This window comes from Brevibacillus ginsengisoli, assembly GCF_050113715.1.
In the GTDB taxonomy this organism is placed as follows: Bacteria; Bacillota; Bacilli; order Brevibacillales; family Brevibacillaceae; genus Brevibacillus_H; species Brevibacillus_H ginsengisoli.
Map to the genome: position 1 here is coordinate 345051 of NZ_JBNJQR010000002.1, position 14747 is coordinate 359797.

The window sequence follows — 14747 nt, forward strand, 5'->3', positions numbered from 1 at the left end:
ATTGGTTACATCTCAGTCCAAGCATGATGTTTTTCAGGCAATCGCTGATCCTACTCGCAGGAAGCTATTAAAATTGCTTGCTGAAAAGGAAATGCCGATTGCTGCGATTACGGAATGTTTCCCGATATCCCGTACTGCTGTAAACAAGCATCTACATGTGCTTTTCGATGCTGGTCTAGTCTACAGTCAGAAGGTCGGACGGGAGACTCGGTACAAACTTCAACCAGAACCCCTCGTTGAACTGAAGCAATGGCTTTCTTTTTTTGAACGATACTGGGATGAAAAACTGTCTGCTTTAAAAGAATTTGTAGAGGCTGATAACAAATAGTTGTTTGATAACCGAGAAGGGCGGATTCGCTCTCTCGGTTTTTTATTTGGGTAACGCTAGTGGTGCTTAAATATAGGTTCATTTTTTCCTGGAGGAATGTAACAGAACGGAAGTAAATACAATACAGTGGTAGGGTATATTTCTATGATCCTTATTTAAATTGAATAACGGGAGTGTGGAGAGGATGAAGCGAGCATCTTTTGCAATATCACCAGAAATTAATGTTGGGGGACCCATGTTCACAGCAAAAGATCTCATCATGATCGGTGAGCTTGTGGGAAGTGAAGGTACGATTGAACTCACAAATCTACAGCAACTCATCGTAAAAATGAACGAGGAAGAAGTACCGGTTGCCATGAAAAAAATTCAAGAATCTGGTCTATGTGTGTATCATACAGGGTCTGTTGTTAAGAATTTATCTGTCTGTGCCTTTTGCAAAGGAGCAGAAATAGAAGGATTGGACGTGGCAAGACAAATTAATACCGCTATCGCGGGAATTGAAGTGCCATTTACGCTGAGAGTAGGGTATACCGGCTGTCCCAATGCTTGCGGTGAGCCAATGGTCAAGGATATTGGCATCGTAAAACGTGGAGATCTGTTTGAAATCTATCTAGGCGGTCAATCCAAAACACTTGATGTAACTATTGGTCAATTGTTGATCGATCAAGTGGATAGAAACGAAATCATCCATAAGGTATTAAAAGTGATTGAACTCTATCAAAAAGAAGGCAAGAAAAGAGAGAAATTTAACAAGTTCATCAATCGTTACGGTATGGAAATGCTTAGAACAGCGATTACCCTTTAATTCGGAACATTGTTCGTATTTGTTTATTTGAAAACTTGGTCCAGAATAAAATAACAAATTTGACGAATGATATAGCATGATTGCAAAAACAACTATGAAAGGAATCCGACTATATCATGCTTCTAAGAAAAAGATTGCTTTTATACCTCTTTTTCATAACGTTTTTGTTATCGTCCGGACTTCCTACTGCAGCTGCGGAGAAGCTTAAAGAAGGGAATCTGTCAATAATTCATGAGCTTCGTAATGGCGGTTATATCCTTTACATGAGACATGGTGATGCGACGATAGGGCAAGATCGGACAATTGTGGACTTTAATGACTGCGAAACCCAAAGAAATTTGAGTGAGGAAGGTAAAAAACTGGCCAAAGCAATCGGACAGATTTTTAATAAGCTTAAGATACCGATTCACTATCCTGTATTGGCAAGTCCTTATTGTCGGACGCGAGAAACGGCTGGAATCGCTTTTGGTAATCAGAACGTCAAGATAGTTCCTTTTTTGGCAGACATTTTAAAAGTAGGCAGAGCAGATATAGCGTCTAAAGAAAAACAAAATATCGTTGATAAATTTACTAAGATGATGGAAATAGCTCCTCCTGCGGGTTCTAATCAAATCATCATTGGACACGGATTTCCTAGCGGTACAGTGCTTGGTGAGATTCCGAGTATGGGTACGGTTCTTATAAAACCAAAGGGACAGGGAAATGGGTATGAAATCGTAAGAAGAATAAATCTGGATGAGTTCATGAGAATGACCGATTAAATGTACTTAGAAAAACTTTCATCAATGTATTTAAAATTATTGATCATTATGTTTAGGTTTGAAGCATTACCTTTTTTATTTTTAATGCTGATAAAACATCATGTTTGTCTCGTTTTTAATGACACAAACATGATGTTAAGGAACTTAGATATTTTCGAGAAAAAGGATGAGAATGATACACTTCATAGTACTAATATGTTTGTGTCCATAACAAATCTGACCCAGTGAAAAATACATCTTGGATAATCGTTATTGTAATTATTGAGTCCGATAATATATATTATGTAAACAAAAATTTAAACCAACCGTACCAATAAGTCGAGGGTCATGCTTCTCATAATAATCGGTATCAGGAGCCGATATTCTTAGGAGTTTTTGATTATTTCCGGACCCGTCCGAATAACTTTTGGGCCGTTCTAATAACTCCCTGAGATGGTTTATAAGCTGTGAATACGTCCTCATAATTGATTTTTTACAGGACTTTCACATGAATATCAAAAAGAATATCAATAAAGCAGCGGATACAAAACTCAACGATATGGCGTTTATTATTACTGCAGCAGCAAGATGACAAAGTGGATATTCGCACACTTCAAGAATGATTAGGTCATGAAAGCTTATCGACCACCTCTATCTACATCCATGTGGATTTTAATCAAAAATGGAAGGCAATCCAGGCGTTATCCATCTAAACCTTAAGTAAAGAAAGTTTCTACCTGTCAGTAGTAAATAAGCTATCGACAGGTATTTTTAATTTAATTAAAAACATATGTTAAAAATATATTTACATTAAAAATATTTCGTTGTATGATAAAGTCAGGACAAATGTAAAAAAATACCAAATCAATAAATTGGAGGTTCTGAATATGAATCAAGTAAATAACAACTCACTAAAAATTCACCTCACTCCTCCACCCAAACGAAATCATCAACGAACTTTAGATAACCTAGCAAGACTTCTTGAGCAACAAAAATTGAAGGTTCTAACATAAAAAAGTGGTCCCATGTAGGATCACTTTTTTAGTTTGAGAATAGTCGTGGAAAATTGAAAAATTCCACCGTTGTTGATTCAAGACCAAACTTTATCGTATTTGATTTCAAACATGTGCTTAACCTTTTTGTATCATAATTACTGTTAGTTAAAAAACAGCTTTAACTTGTGATAAGGTTCGCCACGCTGTCTGTGACGGTAAGTTCTGAAAAAGGTCATCCTTCACGGGTGGCCTATTCATGCGATAAAGCTTTCATTCGGATTACCGCCTCTATGACCAACAGATTAGGAACCCAACACAACCAAGCTACAACCCTGTATCCAACCTCGAAATTTCCAAATAGCAGGACCAGCGGCGCCAGCCAGATTCTAAGAGTTACAGCGGCAAAAGTAAGCGCGTAGCTGCGAAGCATCCATGCTTTGTGAGACCGTAAGTCTTTGATCATAATTTTACCCAAAGCAGTGAAGGTGGCTACTACCCACAAAATATCTAATGCAATGAAACCAAGTTCAGCTATCCAACCACCTGTTGCAAAAAGAGATAAATACAGACTCACGATCCCACTTACTGTAATAGAGATAATATACCCATATCCCAGTAGTCTGTGCTGACGTTTTCTTTCCTTCGACGGCTTCAGGAAAATCTGAAACGGTCCAATGATCAAGGCCAACATGGCCGTCACAATATGTACATACAGCACATAGACCCATGGTTTTAGTTGAAAATCTGGTGTTTGCAGTTTGAAAGCGACGAGTCCCGCATCACTGGCACGAAGTACCCCATACTGAACAATCACATACCCCGCAATAGAAAATGCAAATATAAAAATGAGTGCTCGAATGATCTTTTTTGCCATTTCAAGTCCCACTCTCCTCTGTTAATAAATTTCCAATTATGGTTTCTTATTATTTACTATTAATTAATCACCGTTCAATTAAAAGACAAAAAAATTACGTCAATCCCCGCAACAATAATTGGACATGTAAATTGGCCAATTTGGCAATGTCTTCATATGATTGTGTACTGTGAATATAAAAGTTCACAAAACCATGAAGAGACAGAAACAGCACCCAGATCAATTCGACGTCATTTGCCCGTTCTGTGTTGATCACTTGTAGCGATTCTTTCACTGCGCTGAAAAATTTCTCATAGCTGTTCATCTCCGATTGCGTCGTGTAGCATTCCAGTCCCGGTTCCTGAATCAAAAACATCAGTTCGAATGACCGTTTGTTCTCCAGACCGAACCGGATAAAAGATAAAAAAATCAACTCAAGCCGATCGCGTCCTGGATTGGGCGATGTTCTTAGCGCTTCTTCGAGCAGTCCATCCAGTTGAAGAAAATCCTCGGCTTTCAACTCACTAAACAAATCCGCCTTCTCGCGAAAATGATAATAAAGAGATCCAGGCGAATAACCCAGCTCCTTCGCAATCCCACGCATGGATACATTGCGATACCCATGCTGCACAAACTGCTCCCTAGCTACTTCAAGAATTCTTTTTCTGCTTAGTTCATGCTCAACGGCTTTTCTAGGTGCCAAGTAAATTACCCCACTTCAATTGAACGGTGTTTAATAAACTATAACATAGGCAGTATAGCCACGTCAAAGAGTTGCGCTGATTTTATTAACTTGCCGTTACTAATGATATGGTTCTCCGCGATGTCTGTTACGGCAAGTTTTAGGGCAATCCTTTGCGGGATTGCCCTTTCATTAACCTCGCTTTGTTCAACTATCGATTCCGTTAGTACAATACATGCTTCTAAGCATCAATATTGTTTCTCTTGGATGGACTTCAACACTTTAGCTGGATTCCCTGCGACAATCGTATTTGCTGGCACATCTTTCGTCACTACCGAACCGGCCGCCACAATTGAATTGTCTTCGATTGAAACGCCGGGCAGAATGGCGGAGTGCCCTCCAATCCAGACATTGTTTCCAATCTTAATGGGAGCACCATAGCCAGTCTTATTTCGGTTCTTAGGTTCAATAGAATGACCAGCCGTGTAGATCCCTACATTTGGTGCGATCATACATTCGTCGCCAATACGTACTTCCGCCATATCCAAAATGGTACAATTATAGCCAGCATAGAAGTTGCGGCCAACATGTATGTTATAACCTAAATCGCAATGGAAATTGTGTTCAATACCTACCCCTTCACCAACGCTACCGAACAGTTCTTTAATGATTCGTTCTTTCTCTTCCGTATCCTCGGGATTAGAGCTATTGAAGGCCATCACAAGCTTTTGTGCACGCAGGCTTTTCTTCCGTAGTTCTTCCGTTCCGCGTTCGTAGAATAACTTTTCTTTCTTATTTCCGTTCATATGTATTCTCCTTGGGTTCTAGATTTTATCTAAGTATATAATATACGACGATTCGAATGTGTTCTTCTCTTTACCTAAGGGGATTCAATGCATGTAACGTAATCGAATTATTTATATTGGAACTATTCTGCCCTTTAACGCAGCAATGCTATTGAAAAGTTAAATATCGCTTAAAACCTTAGCTTTGAAAATCTAAGTAACAAGTAGACAAGAGTGGCGGAAACTTTTCCAATGAAGTCCACGTGTGGAACAAAAAAGTTATAAATAATTAGTATACAACTTAATAATATAGAACCTACAAATTCCCGATCGCTGATTTTATACTTATTAAATAAAACTCCAAGAAACAAGACAATAAAAGGAATTAACTCTACTTTTCTAGAATCTTCAAGCCATCTCGTTCATCATCCCAAGCCACTGAACTTAGTTTCCATCCATCCGGCGTTTTAATGAATTGCATGGTTTTCATTCCTTTTGTTTCGAACGTTTCACCTGATAATACCCCCGCTTTTCGATAAAGACTGAGCCGGTGAGCAATATTGCCGAATATCTCGGTTCGTTCAGCTAGTTCCTCTTCCTCGAAGTCAACCAACAAACCATCCGTCAACAGTTTTTCTCGAGGTTCAACGAATTGCTGGAGGTTGTAGATTTCAGGAGCTGACCCCGTATTTTTAATGATTAAACCAACAGGAACAAATTGTTGATAAATCTCTCTCACATTCGGTTTTGCCCCTTCTTTGTTTGTGAAAGACTGGTAGAAGGCAGCGGTTATCTCGTTAATAATCCTTTTTGTTTCCGCTTGTTGCTGGTTGCCTGTCATTTTTTTCTCTCCCTTCTGAGTAGGAATTTTGCCAACGAACCTCTATTTTCTCAGGAATAATGAAACTTCCACCCTATGTTCAACTGTTATGCTATGATCAAGGAAAGAACGAGGAGGAGAACGAACTATGCCGTCAGTGACACCGGAAAACCTGCTCTTATTAATCAACCGCCTGTTTCTCGTCGGCCTGATGCTACTCATAATGGGAGGTATCCTCATCGTCCTGTGCTCCGGCTTTTTGAGTGTCTTTCTTCAAGGTTTCAGCAAAATGAAGAGCTTACTTTTACGCCAGGCACGAGTGTTGGAGAGCGACTTTTACGCAAGGAAGTTGGTTTTATGTGCAAACAAAAACAGCATTCTGCAAAAAAGAGTGCTGTTTACGTTGCTTGGTCTCGGTGTCTTTCTGTTGCTTCTTTCCGCCGTACTGACCGTTTGCTATTACCTCGCCTGAATGAAAAAAACGCTAATATGATTGTCAGATCTTCTATTAGAGAGGTCATAATTCGATACCTTCTTGCGTTCCCAATACATTGTCCTCAATCCGGACCCCGCAGACCTACGAGATATAAATGCCCGGTTCAATCTTAAAGACCATTCCTTCAATTTTTTTATCCGTTTACCTCGACCAACTGTTACGCCATCATTTCTGCCTCCCGCTTGCGATCAGTTCCTCAATTCTTGGTGCGCGCGGATCATGTAGCCAGCACGCCGCCTGATGGCCATCCGCAAACTGCGATGATTCGGGCATCTGCCTCGCGCACATTTCCATAGCATAGTTGCATCTTTCGGCAAACGGACACCCTTGCGGTGGGTGAAACAGATCGGGCGGTGTCCCGTCGATCGGGATCAACCGTTCCTTCGATTCGCCGTCCATTCGTGGCATGGAGCGCAACAGTCCCCACGTGTACGGATGCTTCGGCTCGGCGAATATCTCCTTTACTGGCCCCGATTCCACCACGACGCCCGCGTACATCACAACAGCCCGATGAGCAATTTCTGCCACCACACCGAGATCGTGGGTAATCATGATGATTGCCAGATTAGTTTTGGCCTGTAGTTCTTTCAATAAATCGAGAATTTGTGCCTGCACCGTCACGTCCAATGCAGTAGTTGGCTCGTCGGCTATGACCAGCTTTGGATTGCAGGCTAACGCGATTGCGATTACGACCCGCTGCCGCATCCCGCCGGAAAACTCATGCGGGTATTGTTCCACCCGTTTTTCTGCGTCAGGAATACCTACCTGCCGCAACAGCTCTATCGCTTTCGCTCGCGCTTCTTCTCGGGACACACCGTGATGATAAACCAATCCTTCGGTTAGCTGCTTGCCAATCTTCATCGTCGGGTTAAGCGCAGTCATCGGATCCTGAAAAATCATCCCGATCTGTGAGCCACGAAGCTGCAATAGTTCCGATTTAGCCATTTTCGTAATTTCTTTGTCTTGAAAGCGAATGCTGCCGTCCACAATACGGCCGTGCGGGCTGGGAATCAGCCCCATGATCGCCTGCGCGGTTACGCTTTTTCCACAGCCACTCTCTCCCACGACCGCTACCGTTTCCCCTGCATTTACATGAAAGGTAACGCCGCGCACCGCCTGCACTTCGCCGCCATAGGTCTTGAAATGAACTTTCAGGTTGCGTACTTCCAGTAAGTATTCCATCTCATCTCCCCCTATTCGCGTATGCGTGGGTCCAGCGCATCCTGCAAGCCGTCTCCAAACACGTTAAAGGCAAACATCGTCAGCGAAATCATCAAGCCTGGAAAGAACAGCCGCCACCAGTCTCCGGTCAGAATGACACCCAGTGCATCATTGGTCATCGTCCCCCAACTCGCGATCGGCGCCTGCACGCCAAGCCCTAAAAAGCTAAGGAACGACTCGGCGAAAATGGCCGCCGGTATGGTAAAAGTTAAATTAACAATAATGATTCCGATGGTATTGGGGATCAGATGGCGCCAGAGAATGCGCCCAAAAGAAGCCCCTAGCACGTGTGCTGCCAGGATGTATTCATTCGTCCGCAATTGCAGGATTTGTCCGCGAACCAGGCGGGCCATACCTATCCAGCCCGTCACGGTTAAGGCTGTAATAATGGTTGAAATCCCCGGCTCCATCACCACCATGAGCAGGATCACCACCAACAAATATGGTAGTCCGTGCAGCACCTCAATGACGCGCATGATTGCGTTGTCGATGCGCTCTCCCTGTTTACCGCGTCCAGCCATATAACCTGCGATGCCGCCAACTGAAACGCCGATCACCAGATCGATCAGCGCCGCCACAACCCCGATGGTCAAAGAAATCCGCGCACCAGACCATGTTCGGGCAAACATGTCACGCCCCAAATCATCTGTCCCGAACCAATGCTCGGCGGAAACGGTCATGTTGGCATCCAGCAGACTCTGATCGGCATAGCTGAACGGTGTTAGGGAGGGGCCGATGATTGCCATGACAAAAATCATCAGGATGAGTACCAGACCGACCATTGCCAGCTTGTTTTTGGCAAACTTTCGCATCACTTCCTGAAAGTACGAGAGACTGGGCCGCTCGACTGTCGCCTGCTTTTCCGTCTTGACTAGCGGACGGAAAAGATCGTCCGTATTCGTCTGCGCGTTCATCCTCATCCCTCCTTGTTGTTCAGCTTGATACGTGGATCAATCAGCGTGTAGGCAATGTCGATAATCAGAATAGTAAGAATCAGCACGGCGCTATAGAAAATGGTCGTGCCTAGAATGACTGGATAATCACGGTTAAAAATACCATCAACAAAATATTTACCGATTCCCGGGATGGCAAAAATCTTTTCGACCACGAACGAACCGGTAATCAAGGCAGCCATCAACGGACCAAGAAAGGTAACCACCGGCAAGATTGCATTTCGAATTCCATGCCGGATCACAACAAGCGTAGTGGGCAGTCCCTTCGCCTCTGCAGTCTTAATGTAGTTCTGATTCAACACATCAATCATGCTTGTGCGCATATAGCGGGTAATCACGGCTAACGGACCAAACGCCAGCGCAAGTGAGGGAAGAACCGTATGCTTCCATGTGCCCCAGGTGGCGACGGGAAAAATCGGCCACTTCATCGCAAAATAATTAATGAGCAACGGTGACATCAGAAAGCTCGGAACAGAAATCCCGACGATTGCCAGTACCATCATTAAATAATCCAATCCTCGACTGCGATTGAGCGCTGCCACGATACCAAAGAAGATTCCCAGCACAATTGAAATCACGAGTGCTTGTGCCCCCAGTAAAGCTGAAGCAGAAACACCTTCAGCAATCATGTCGTTGACATTGCGCGTGTCCGACTTAATCGACATACCCAAATCAAGGGAGACAAGATTTTTCAAATAGAGTACATATTGAACCGGCAACGGCTCATTTAGATGGTATTTGGCCCGCAGGTTTTCCAGTACCTGCTTGGGAAGCTTTCCCGATTCAGCTGCAAACGGATCGCCTGGAATTATGTGCATCAGGGCAAACGTCAGCGTCACGATGATCCAAAGCGTCAGGAGTACCATCAGAAAGCGTTTTAACAAATAACGGGACACGAGTTTCCCTCCTCTTCACAGGTCTGTCGGGGGATGAATAGGAAAGGGAAGGGCATTGAATTTCCCCTTTCCTTTATAAGCTTTATTTAGGCGCTATCTCAACCGATTTGTAATCCATCAGTAACGCAGGATGACGCAGAATGCCTTTTACATTTGGCTGTTCCATGTACACCTTTGTGCTGTAGTAGAGAGGAAGCACAGGCATGTCATCAAAGAACATCTTCTCTGCTTCGTGCATCAGGCTGAAACGTTTCTTTTCATCAGGCTCCACACTTGCCTTCTGGATCAATTGATCAAACGCATTATTACTGTAGTTGATGCGGTTGCCCGGGTGGCCCGTCTGGAAAATCTCAATAAAGTTAAGCGGATCAGCATAGTCAGCGTAGAACGTGGAGAGAGAAACCTGATGCTTGCTCGCACGCTGCTCTGCCAGGAAGACTTTCCACTCCTTACTTTCTAGCTTCACGTCAACTCCTAAATTTTTTTTGAACATTTCTTGCAACACCTGTGCGACCGACTTGTTCAAATCGTTCGTGTCGTAGGTAAGCGTCACTTCAGGCAACGCGCTCCAGCCTTCTTCCTTCATTCCTTGGGCTAAGAGCGCCTTGGCTTGTTCCACGTCATTGTCCTTGAAGAAACCGCCACCCACTTGACGGAAATCCATTCCACCTGGTTCTGGGAAGCCAATCGGTACGATTCCCATCGCCGGGATCTGTTTGCCCTGCGTTACCTTGTCGATGATCAATTGACGATTAACAGCGAGTGCAAACGCTTTGCGCACACTTTTGTTGTTAAACGGCGGCATCGCTGTGTTTAGTCGGTAAAAGCTGGTTGCTGCTTCCGGCGTAATTTTTGCTTCACCCGATGCTAGTAGCTTGCTTTTTACATCTTTTGGAACGGACTCTATGTTGTCCAGCTCGCCAGACCGGAACATTTGGAACTGCGTGTTTTCATCATTGACCATCACCCAGTTAATGCCAGCCAGCTTCACTTTATCCTTATCCCAGTAGTTTTGGTTTTTCACCGCTTTGACAGATTGGTCGTGAGTCCATTCACTCAAGGTAAATGGCCCGTTAGACGGAATGGTTGCTGCTTCCGCTGACCAGTTCGGGTTGGCTTCCACGTTCTTTTTATTAACCGGATAGAAGACCGGCGTTGCCACCAGACTGAGGAAATAACCGGTTGGTGCTTTCAGCGTCACTTCCAGGGTTTTGTCATCTAATGCTTTTACCTTTACATCGTTTTCAGTGCCTTCCCCCTTGTTGAACTTCTCTGCACCGTCTATCACAAATGCAAGGAATGAAGCCGGGAAGCCATTTTTGGGGTCTACCATGCGCTTCCATGAGAATTCGAAGTCTTGGGCGGTTACAGGATCACCATTTGACCATTTACTGTCCCGCAACTTGAATGTATATTTTTTGCCACCGTCGCTGATCTCCCACTTTTCCGCCATCGCTGGTTGCGGAACGTGGTTTTCATCCAGTCGAACCATGCCCTCCAGTACGTTGTAAAGCACCTCGAACGCAACCTGATCGTAAGCTTTCGGCGGATCGAGTGAAACCGGTTCCGTTTTCAGGTTTGCCCGTAAAAATGCTTTTGTATTGGCATCCGCTTTGGGTGCTTCCTTTGTCGCTTGCGTGTTGTCGGCCGGTTTGCTTGTAGCCGCTTGCTGACTGCACCCTGTTAGAACTAAACTGGCCAACAGCGCGGTCGTACCAAAGATTTTCAGTACTTTTTTCATTGCAATACCTCCCTCTTTTTCATAACTTCCAACAATCCTGACATGCGTCCTCTTCTTGAAAAGGCCTCTTATCAGCGTTCGACTAGCATCCAGACGATTTCACAGTCCTCGTCCCCAGCGTTATACGCCCAATGCTCCTCTCCGGCAGGGATCAGCGTCGCTTCTCCTGCCGAAATCGTGTACTCCTTCCCCCCACTGCCAGTCTGAATCGAACCGCGGATGATATAGGAATACTCATCTTGTTCGTGAGCCCCTTCACCCTTTAGTGGAACACGTACCTTGGGTGGTATCACCACAGTACCGAACATAACCTTACCTCCGTCGATGATTTCCTTGGGAAACAGTGTTTTGAGCTTAGCGTCATCCGGTCGGTTGTCCGGCTTCACTTCGTTGGCGTTTATCACGATCATTTCAAAACTCCTCCCTTTTTGTATTTTTTGGGCAACGTATAATTAACAGAAAGTTCAGTTAATTATCTCTAAAAAAAGGATGAAACATGGTCACCCTAGCTATTTTGTTTAAAAATGACTGGCGTCAGTACACTTATCACCTGTGCGGTTTCCTCAGTAGGATTGTACCAGGTATGATCAAGCGTGGACGGAAAGTGGATCGAGTCCCCTTTGGACAGAAGATACTCCTGGCCGTCAACGTTCAGGATCACTTTCCCTTCCAGTAAATAGTAGAACTCTTCGCCAGGATGGTTAAATACCACATCATGTTTCTGTCTCGGTGGTAGCGTCACATGAAACGGCTCCAAGGCCCTCCCTGCAAAATCCCCGCCCAAGCGCACATAGATTGCGTTCGATCCCTCAATTTGGAATTGCTTGCGTTCGCTCTCCGGTACAAAATACTGCTGGTTTTTTTGTTCCTCAAAAAAAGTGGTCATCGGAACGTTCAGCACCTCAGCAATCTTTTGCAGCGATGTGATTGCCAACGAACTGTTTCCCCGTTCCACCTGTGACAGGAAGCTGATTGACAAGCCCGACAGAGTGCTGAGCTCCTTTAAGGTCATGTTTTGCTGCGTGCGTAAAATTCGAATTTTTTCGTAGATGCTATCCAGAAATCTCACCTCTTGTCAGAATTAATAGCATATTCTTATTTTTACTTTATGAAAACACATTATTCTTATACCATAATTTCGTGAATGATTATTTTTCCAATACTGTAATTATCTTCAGTATAACCACACATTTTCATCATTTGATAAATATGTTTCTTCCATCAATATTTGATTAGAAAAGTTGGAATGAAGGACTTAATTTCTAATATTGACAATACCATCAACACTTCCAAGTTTTTGCATAATATCGATTGACTGGCTGCCGCCAACGCAATTCCCCTGCCAATTCCTTTAGCCGCTCCTATTATCAGGATGGTTTTCCTTCTAAGTTCAGATCCATCAAATGCGCAGGCTGTCAGCGTATTTTCCTGTCACCATGTTACGATCCTCTCCTATCCCAACAATCTGCGAATCACTTCATTTGTAATATTCGGGACAATTTCCGTGGAGTATTGCAATTCCATCCGCTCGTACTTCTTATGGGCGTCATACCCGTAAGGCCCAATGTTGATAGCTGGCACATTGATGTCTCGAATGTCTTGATAATCAACGAAGTGCTTGGTACCCCATCCGGGATTGTTTTCGGCAACCGCAAGAATCCCCTCATCATCGTCACTTAATGCCACGCAGCTCATGTCACAAATATAAGGAAAGAAATTTCTTGTCACGATGGGGTGCTGATAGTATGGTTGCACCTGTTCCACCGCTTGCTCCAGCGCATTCAACAAATGTTGTTCACGTTCATTTTTACCTGTCAGCTCAATGCGCGGGGAATAGAGTGATGAATAAAACAGAATAATCGCTGGACTCTTATCTTTCATCCAATTCCATTCCTCTTCCACGACCCGCGCTGCAAACATACGTGTATCGAGACTTTTATCCAAAAGCAGCCTGGCTTTGAACTCCTTCATATGCTGTATAAATGCTTCGCCGTTCTCTTCCACAAGTAGTTTCTTCATGTCCTCGTAGATGAGCACTCTCGTTTTCCACGGCAATTCCCGCGAAGGCTCGCCGATGCGTTCACAGTATTTTCGATAACGCTCCTGCAGGGTTTTCAAGGCATTCGTAAAGGCGATTTCTGCTTGCTCCTTCAGCATGACAAGAACGTCCTTGGGTGACCACGATTGAATAAAGAAATTATAGTAGACGTAAGCAGCAAGAGCAGTCTGCACCGTATAAGACGGTTTTAAATCCGTTTGCTTTAACGAAACCGGAGGCGCAGGGATCTCTCCCAATGATTCATCGCACAAATCAGGATTATAGCTTATTTGTCTCGTTAGCTCTGCTGCTAGAAAGTTTGGATCCAAACCTTCAAAGCTGGAGCCCACATGGGTTTCTGCCCCTGTAATGAAGAAGGAGGGCAACAGTTTCCCGATTGTTCCTTTGTAAATATAACGATTCTCGTCACCTTCATAGCGAGGAGCCACAAAATCTGAATTAATGAGCGCAATATAATCAAAATGATGCTCCTCTCTCCATCTTTTCAAATCCTTAAGCGCAGACAAGACACCTTGTGAGCTGACTTCCTCATCGCACTCTGCCAATAACACGAGATTGCCTGTAAGTTCTTCCGGGTGCTCAGAGTAGTATTTTAGTAGATAAACATGGCTAGCAACGCCGCTTTTCATATCTAAAACACCGCGTCCAAAGTGCCACTCACCTGAATGCAGCTGTTCCTTTACCAGCTCCGGCAACAGTTCGTCTTGCAGTGCTTCCATCAGTTCACGAGGAAAACAGGCCTTGTCTTTTAAATGGTTGTAATCCTCAATGCCAACCGTGTCAATATGTCCCATTAAGATAACGGTTTTGTCACTTTGCTCCTTCGTTCCTTTGACGCAGGCCAAGACGTTGTACCGTTCATACTCATCATTCACTGTGCGCGGCATAATGAGATGAGAAGGATTTTTTTGAAAATAAGGAAAGGTTGCGAGCAAATTATGCAAGCTCTTTGCGATATCAATTTCACCGGTGGTATTGACAACGCTTTCAACTTTTACTAATTCATCGGTGAATCGGAGTACTTCATTTCGGCATGACAACATTTTCACGGCACACTCCTTTTTATAAAATTCAGCATTAGAGCGATTATTTACTGTCCGTCTTATTCAGTTGGACATTGACACGCTTAGCCCACCATGCCGTTATAAACGGAACTAAGATAGCTGTTACGATGGCGCTGGCTGCAACCATTACTGTGGCGGAACCGGCAACGGACGCACAAGCGGAATTGGCTGCAGAAACTATCGTTAAAACACCAGCGGCACTGCCCGCTGTGGTTGCTACTGCTATTCCCGCGACTCCGTTACCCTAGCGTGAGGTTAATGACATCAGGGTACTGTGCCACCATATTTGCTATTTTTCTGATACCAGAC

16 protein-coding genes are annotated in these 14747 nt (G+C 44.0%); 4 read left to right on the forward strand and 12 right to left on the reverse strand.

Translation table 11 applies throughout. The features are described from left to right. Window position 1: 1 nt before the first annotated feature. The 3 genes from ACQCN2_RS05245 (at window position 2) to ACQCN2_RS05255 (ending at window position 1894) form a co-directional block, all read left to right on the forward strand. Window positions 2–328, forward strand: a complete 327-nt coding sequence (locus ACQCN2_RS05245) for an ArsR/SmtB family transcription factor (RefSeq protein WP_426927841.1) — start codon at window positions 2–4, stop codon at window positions 326–328. Window positions 329–512: 184 nt separating this feature from the next. Continuing rightward, complete coding sequence (locus ACQCN2_RS05250) at window positions 513–1133, forward strand: nitrite reductase (protein ID WP_426927842.1); 621 nt, start codon at window positions 513–515, stop codon at window positions 1131–1133. A gap of 116 nt (window positions 1134–1249) precedes the next feature. Beyond that, the gene (locus ACQCN2_RS05255) at window positions 1250–1894 is read left to right on the forward strand and encodes a histidine phosphatase family protein (protein WP_426927843.1); all 645 of its coding nucleotides are present in this window, start codon (window positions 1250–1252) and stop codon (window positions 1892–1894) included. 1224 nt (window positions 1895–3118) lie between these two features. Here the strand turns inward: ACQCN2_RS05255 and ACQCN2_RS05260 are convergent. The 4 genes from ACQCN2_RS05260 to ACQCN2_RS05275 form a co-directional block, all read right to left on the reverse strand. Then, window positions 3119–3742, reverse strand: coding sequence for a DUF2306 domain-containing protein (locus ACQCN2_RS05260; protein ID WP_426927844.1), 624 nt, complete (start codon window positions 3740–3742; stop codon window positions 3119–3121). 94 nt (window positions 3743–3836) lie between these two features. Then, the gene (locus tag ACQCN2_RS05265) at window positions 3837–4424 is read right to left on the reverse strand and encodes a TetR/AcrR family transcriptional regulator (protein WP_426927845.1); all 588 of its coding nucleotides are present in this window, start codon (window positions 4422–4424) and stop codon (window positions 3837–3839) included. A 227-nt stretch (window positions 4425–4651) separates the two neighbouring features. After that, entirely contained in the window at window positions 4652–5209 is a 558-nt protein-coding gene (locus ACQCN2_RS05270; RefSeq protein WP_426927846.1) for a sugar O-acetyltransferase, read from the reverse strand. A 370-nt stretch (window positions 5210–5579) separates the two neighbouring features. Beyond that, complete coding sequence (locus tag ACQCN2_RS05275; protein ID WP_426927847.1) at window positions 5580–6029, reverse strand: hypothetical protein; 450 nt, start codon at window positions 6027–6029, stop codon at window positions 5580–5582. A 127-nt stretch (window positions 6030–6156) separates the two neighbouring features. On the opposite strand from ACQCN2_RS05275, the gene ACQCN2_RS05280 reads away from it, so the two are divergent. Then, window positions 6157–6480: a DUF3899 domain-containing protein gene (locus ACQCN2_RS05280; RefSeq protein WP_426927848.1), complete on the forward strand. Its 324-nt coding sequence runs from the start codon at window positions 6157–6159 to the stop codon at window positions 6478–6480. 189 nt (window positions 6481–6669) lie between these two features. Here the strand turns inward: ACQCN2_RS05280 and ACQCN2_RS05285 are convergent, their stop codons facing one another. From ACQCN2_RS05285 to ACQCN2_RS05320, 8 genes are all read right to left on the reverse strand, one after another. Continuing rightward, window positions 6670–7686, reverse strand: coding sequence for an ABC transporter ATP-binding protein (locus tag ACQCN2_RS05285; RefSeq protein WP_426927849.1), 1017 nt, complete (start codon window positions 7684–7686; stop codon window positions 6670–6672). 11 nt (window positions 7687–7697) lie between these two features. Next, entirely contained in the window at window positions 7698–8639 is a 942-nt protein-coding gene (locus ACQCN2_RS05290; RefSeq protein ID WP_426927850.1) for an ABC transporter permease, read from the reverse strand. Between the two features lie 2 nt (window positions 8640–8641). Continuing rightward, a complete protein-coding gene (locus tag ACQCN2_RS05295; protein ID WP_426927851.1) occupies window positions 8642–9574 on the reverse strand; it encodes an ABC transporter permease in 933 nt (310 codons plus the stop codon). Between the two features lie 82 nt (window positions 9575–9656). Further along, on the reverse strand, window positions 9657–11315 hold the full coding sequence (locus ACQCN2_RS05300) for a peptide ABC transporter substrate-binding protein (RefSeq protein WP_426927852.1): 1659 nt from the start codon (window positions 11313–11315) through the stop codon (window positions 9657–9659). Window positions 11316–11386: 71 nt separating this feature from the next. After that, a complete protein-coding gene (locus tag ACQCN2_RS05305) occupies window positions 11387–11725 on the reverse strand; it encodes a cupin domain-containing protein (protein WP_426927853.1) in 339 nt (112 codons plus the stop codon). Window positions 11726–11820: 95 nt separating this feature from the next. Beyond that, window positions 11821–12375, reverse strand: coding sequence for a helix-turn-helix domain-containing protein (locus ACQCN2_RS05310; protein WP_426928176.1), 555 nt, complete (start codon window positions 12373–12375; stop codon window positions 11821–11823). 392 nt (window positions 12376–12767) lie between these two features. Further along, the gene (locus ACQCN2_RS05315; protein ID WP_426928177.1) at window positions 12768–14417 is read right to left on the reverse strand and encodes a M20/M25/M40 family metallo-hydrolase; all 1650 of its coding nucleotides are present in this window, start codon (window positions 14415–14417) and stop codon (window positions 12768–12770) included. Between the two features lie 43 nt (window positions 14418–14460). After that, a complete protein-coding gene (locus ACQCN2_RS05320) occupies window positions 14461–14664 on the reverse strand; it encodes a 2-keto-3-deoxygluconate permease (protein ID WP_426928178.1) in 204 nt (67 codons plus the stop codon). Window positions 14665–14747 lie beyond the last annotated feature (83 nt).

What these genes read in the sequence shown, in the direction of transcription:
- ACQCN2_RS05250 (WP_426927842.1), top strand. Translation starts at nt 513, where the DNA reads ATGAAGCGAGCATCTTTTGCAATATCACCAGAAATTAATGTTGGGGGA.
- ACQCN2_RS05255 (WP_426927843.1), top strand. Translation starts at nt 1,250, where the DNA reads ATGCTTCTAAGAAAAAGATTGCTTTTATACCTCTTTTTCATAACGTTT.
- ACQCN2_RS05260 (WP_426927844.1), bottom strand. Translation starts at nt 3,742, where the DNA reads ATGGCAAAAAAGATCATTCGAGCACTCATTTTTATATTTGCATTTTCT.
- ACQCN2_RS05270 (WP_426927846.1), bottom strand. Translation starts at nt 5,209, where the DNA reads ATGAACGGAAATAAGAAAGAAAAGTTATTCTACGAACGCGGAACGGAA.
- ACQCN2_RS05275 (WP_426927847.1), bottom strand. Translation starts at nt 6,029, where the DNA reads ATGACAGGCAACCAGCAACAAGCGGAAACAAAAAGGATTATTAACGAG.
- ACQCN2_RS05280 (WP_426927848.1), top strand. Translation starts at nt 6,157, where the DNA reads ATGCCGTCAGTGACACCGGAAAACCTGCTCTTATTAATCAACCGCCTG.
- ACQCN2_RS05285 (WP_426927849.1), bottom strand. Translation starts at nt 7,686, where the DNA reads ATGGAATACTTACTGGAAGTACGCAACCTGAAAGTTCATTTCAAGACC.
- ACQCN2_RS05290 (WP_426927850.1), bottom strand. Translation starts at nt 8,639, where the DNA reads ATGAACGCGCAGACGAATACGGACGATCTTTTCCGTCCGCTAGTCAAG.
- ACQCN2_RS05300 (WP_426927852.1), bottom strand. Translation starts at nt 11,315, where the DNA reads ATGAAAAAAGTACTGAAAATCTTTGGTACGACCGCGCTGTTGGCCAGT.
- ACQCN2_RS05305 (WP_426927853.1), bottom strand. Translation starts at nt 11,725, where the DNA reads ATGATCGTGATAAACGCCAACGAAGTGAAGCCGGACAACCGACCGGAT.
- ACQCN2_RS05315 (WP_426928177.1), bottom strand. Translation starts at nt 14,417, where the DNA reads ATGTTGTCATGCCGAAATGAAGTACTCCGATTCACCGATGAATTAGTA.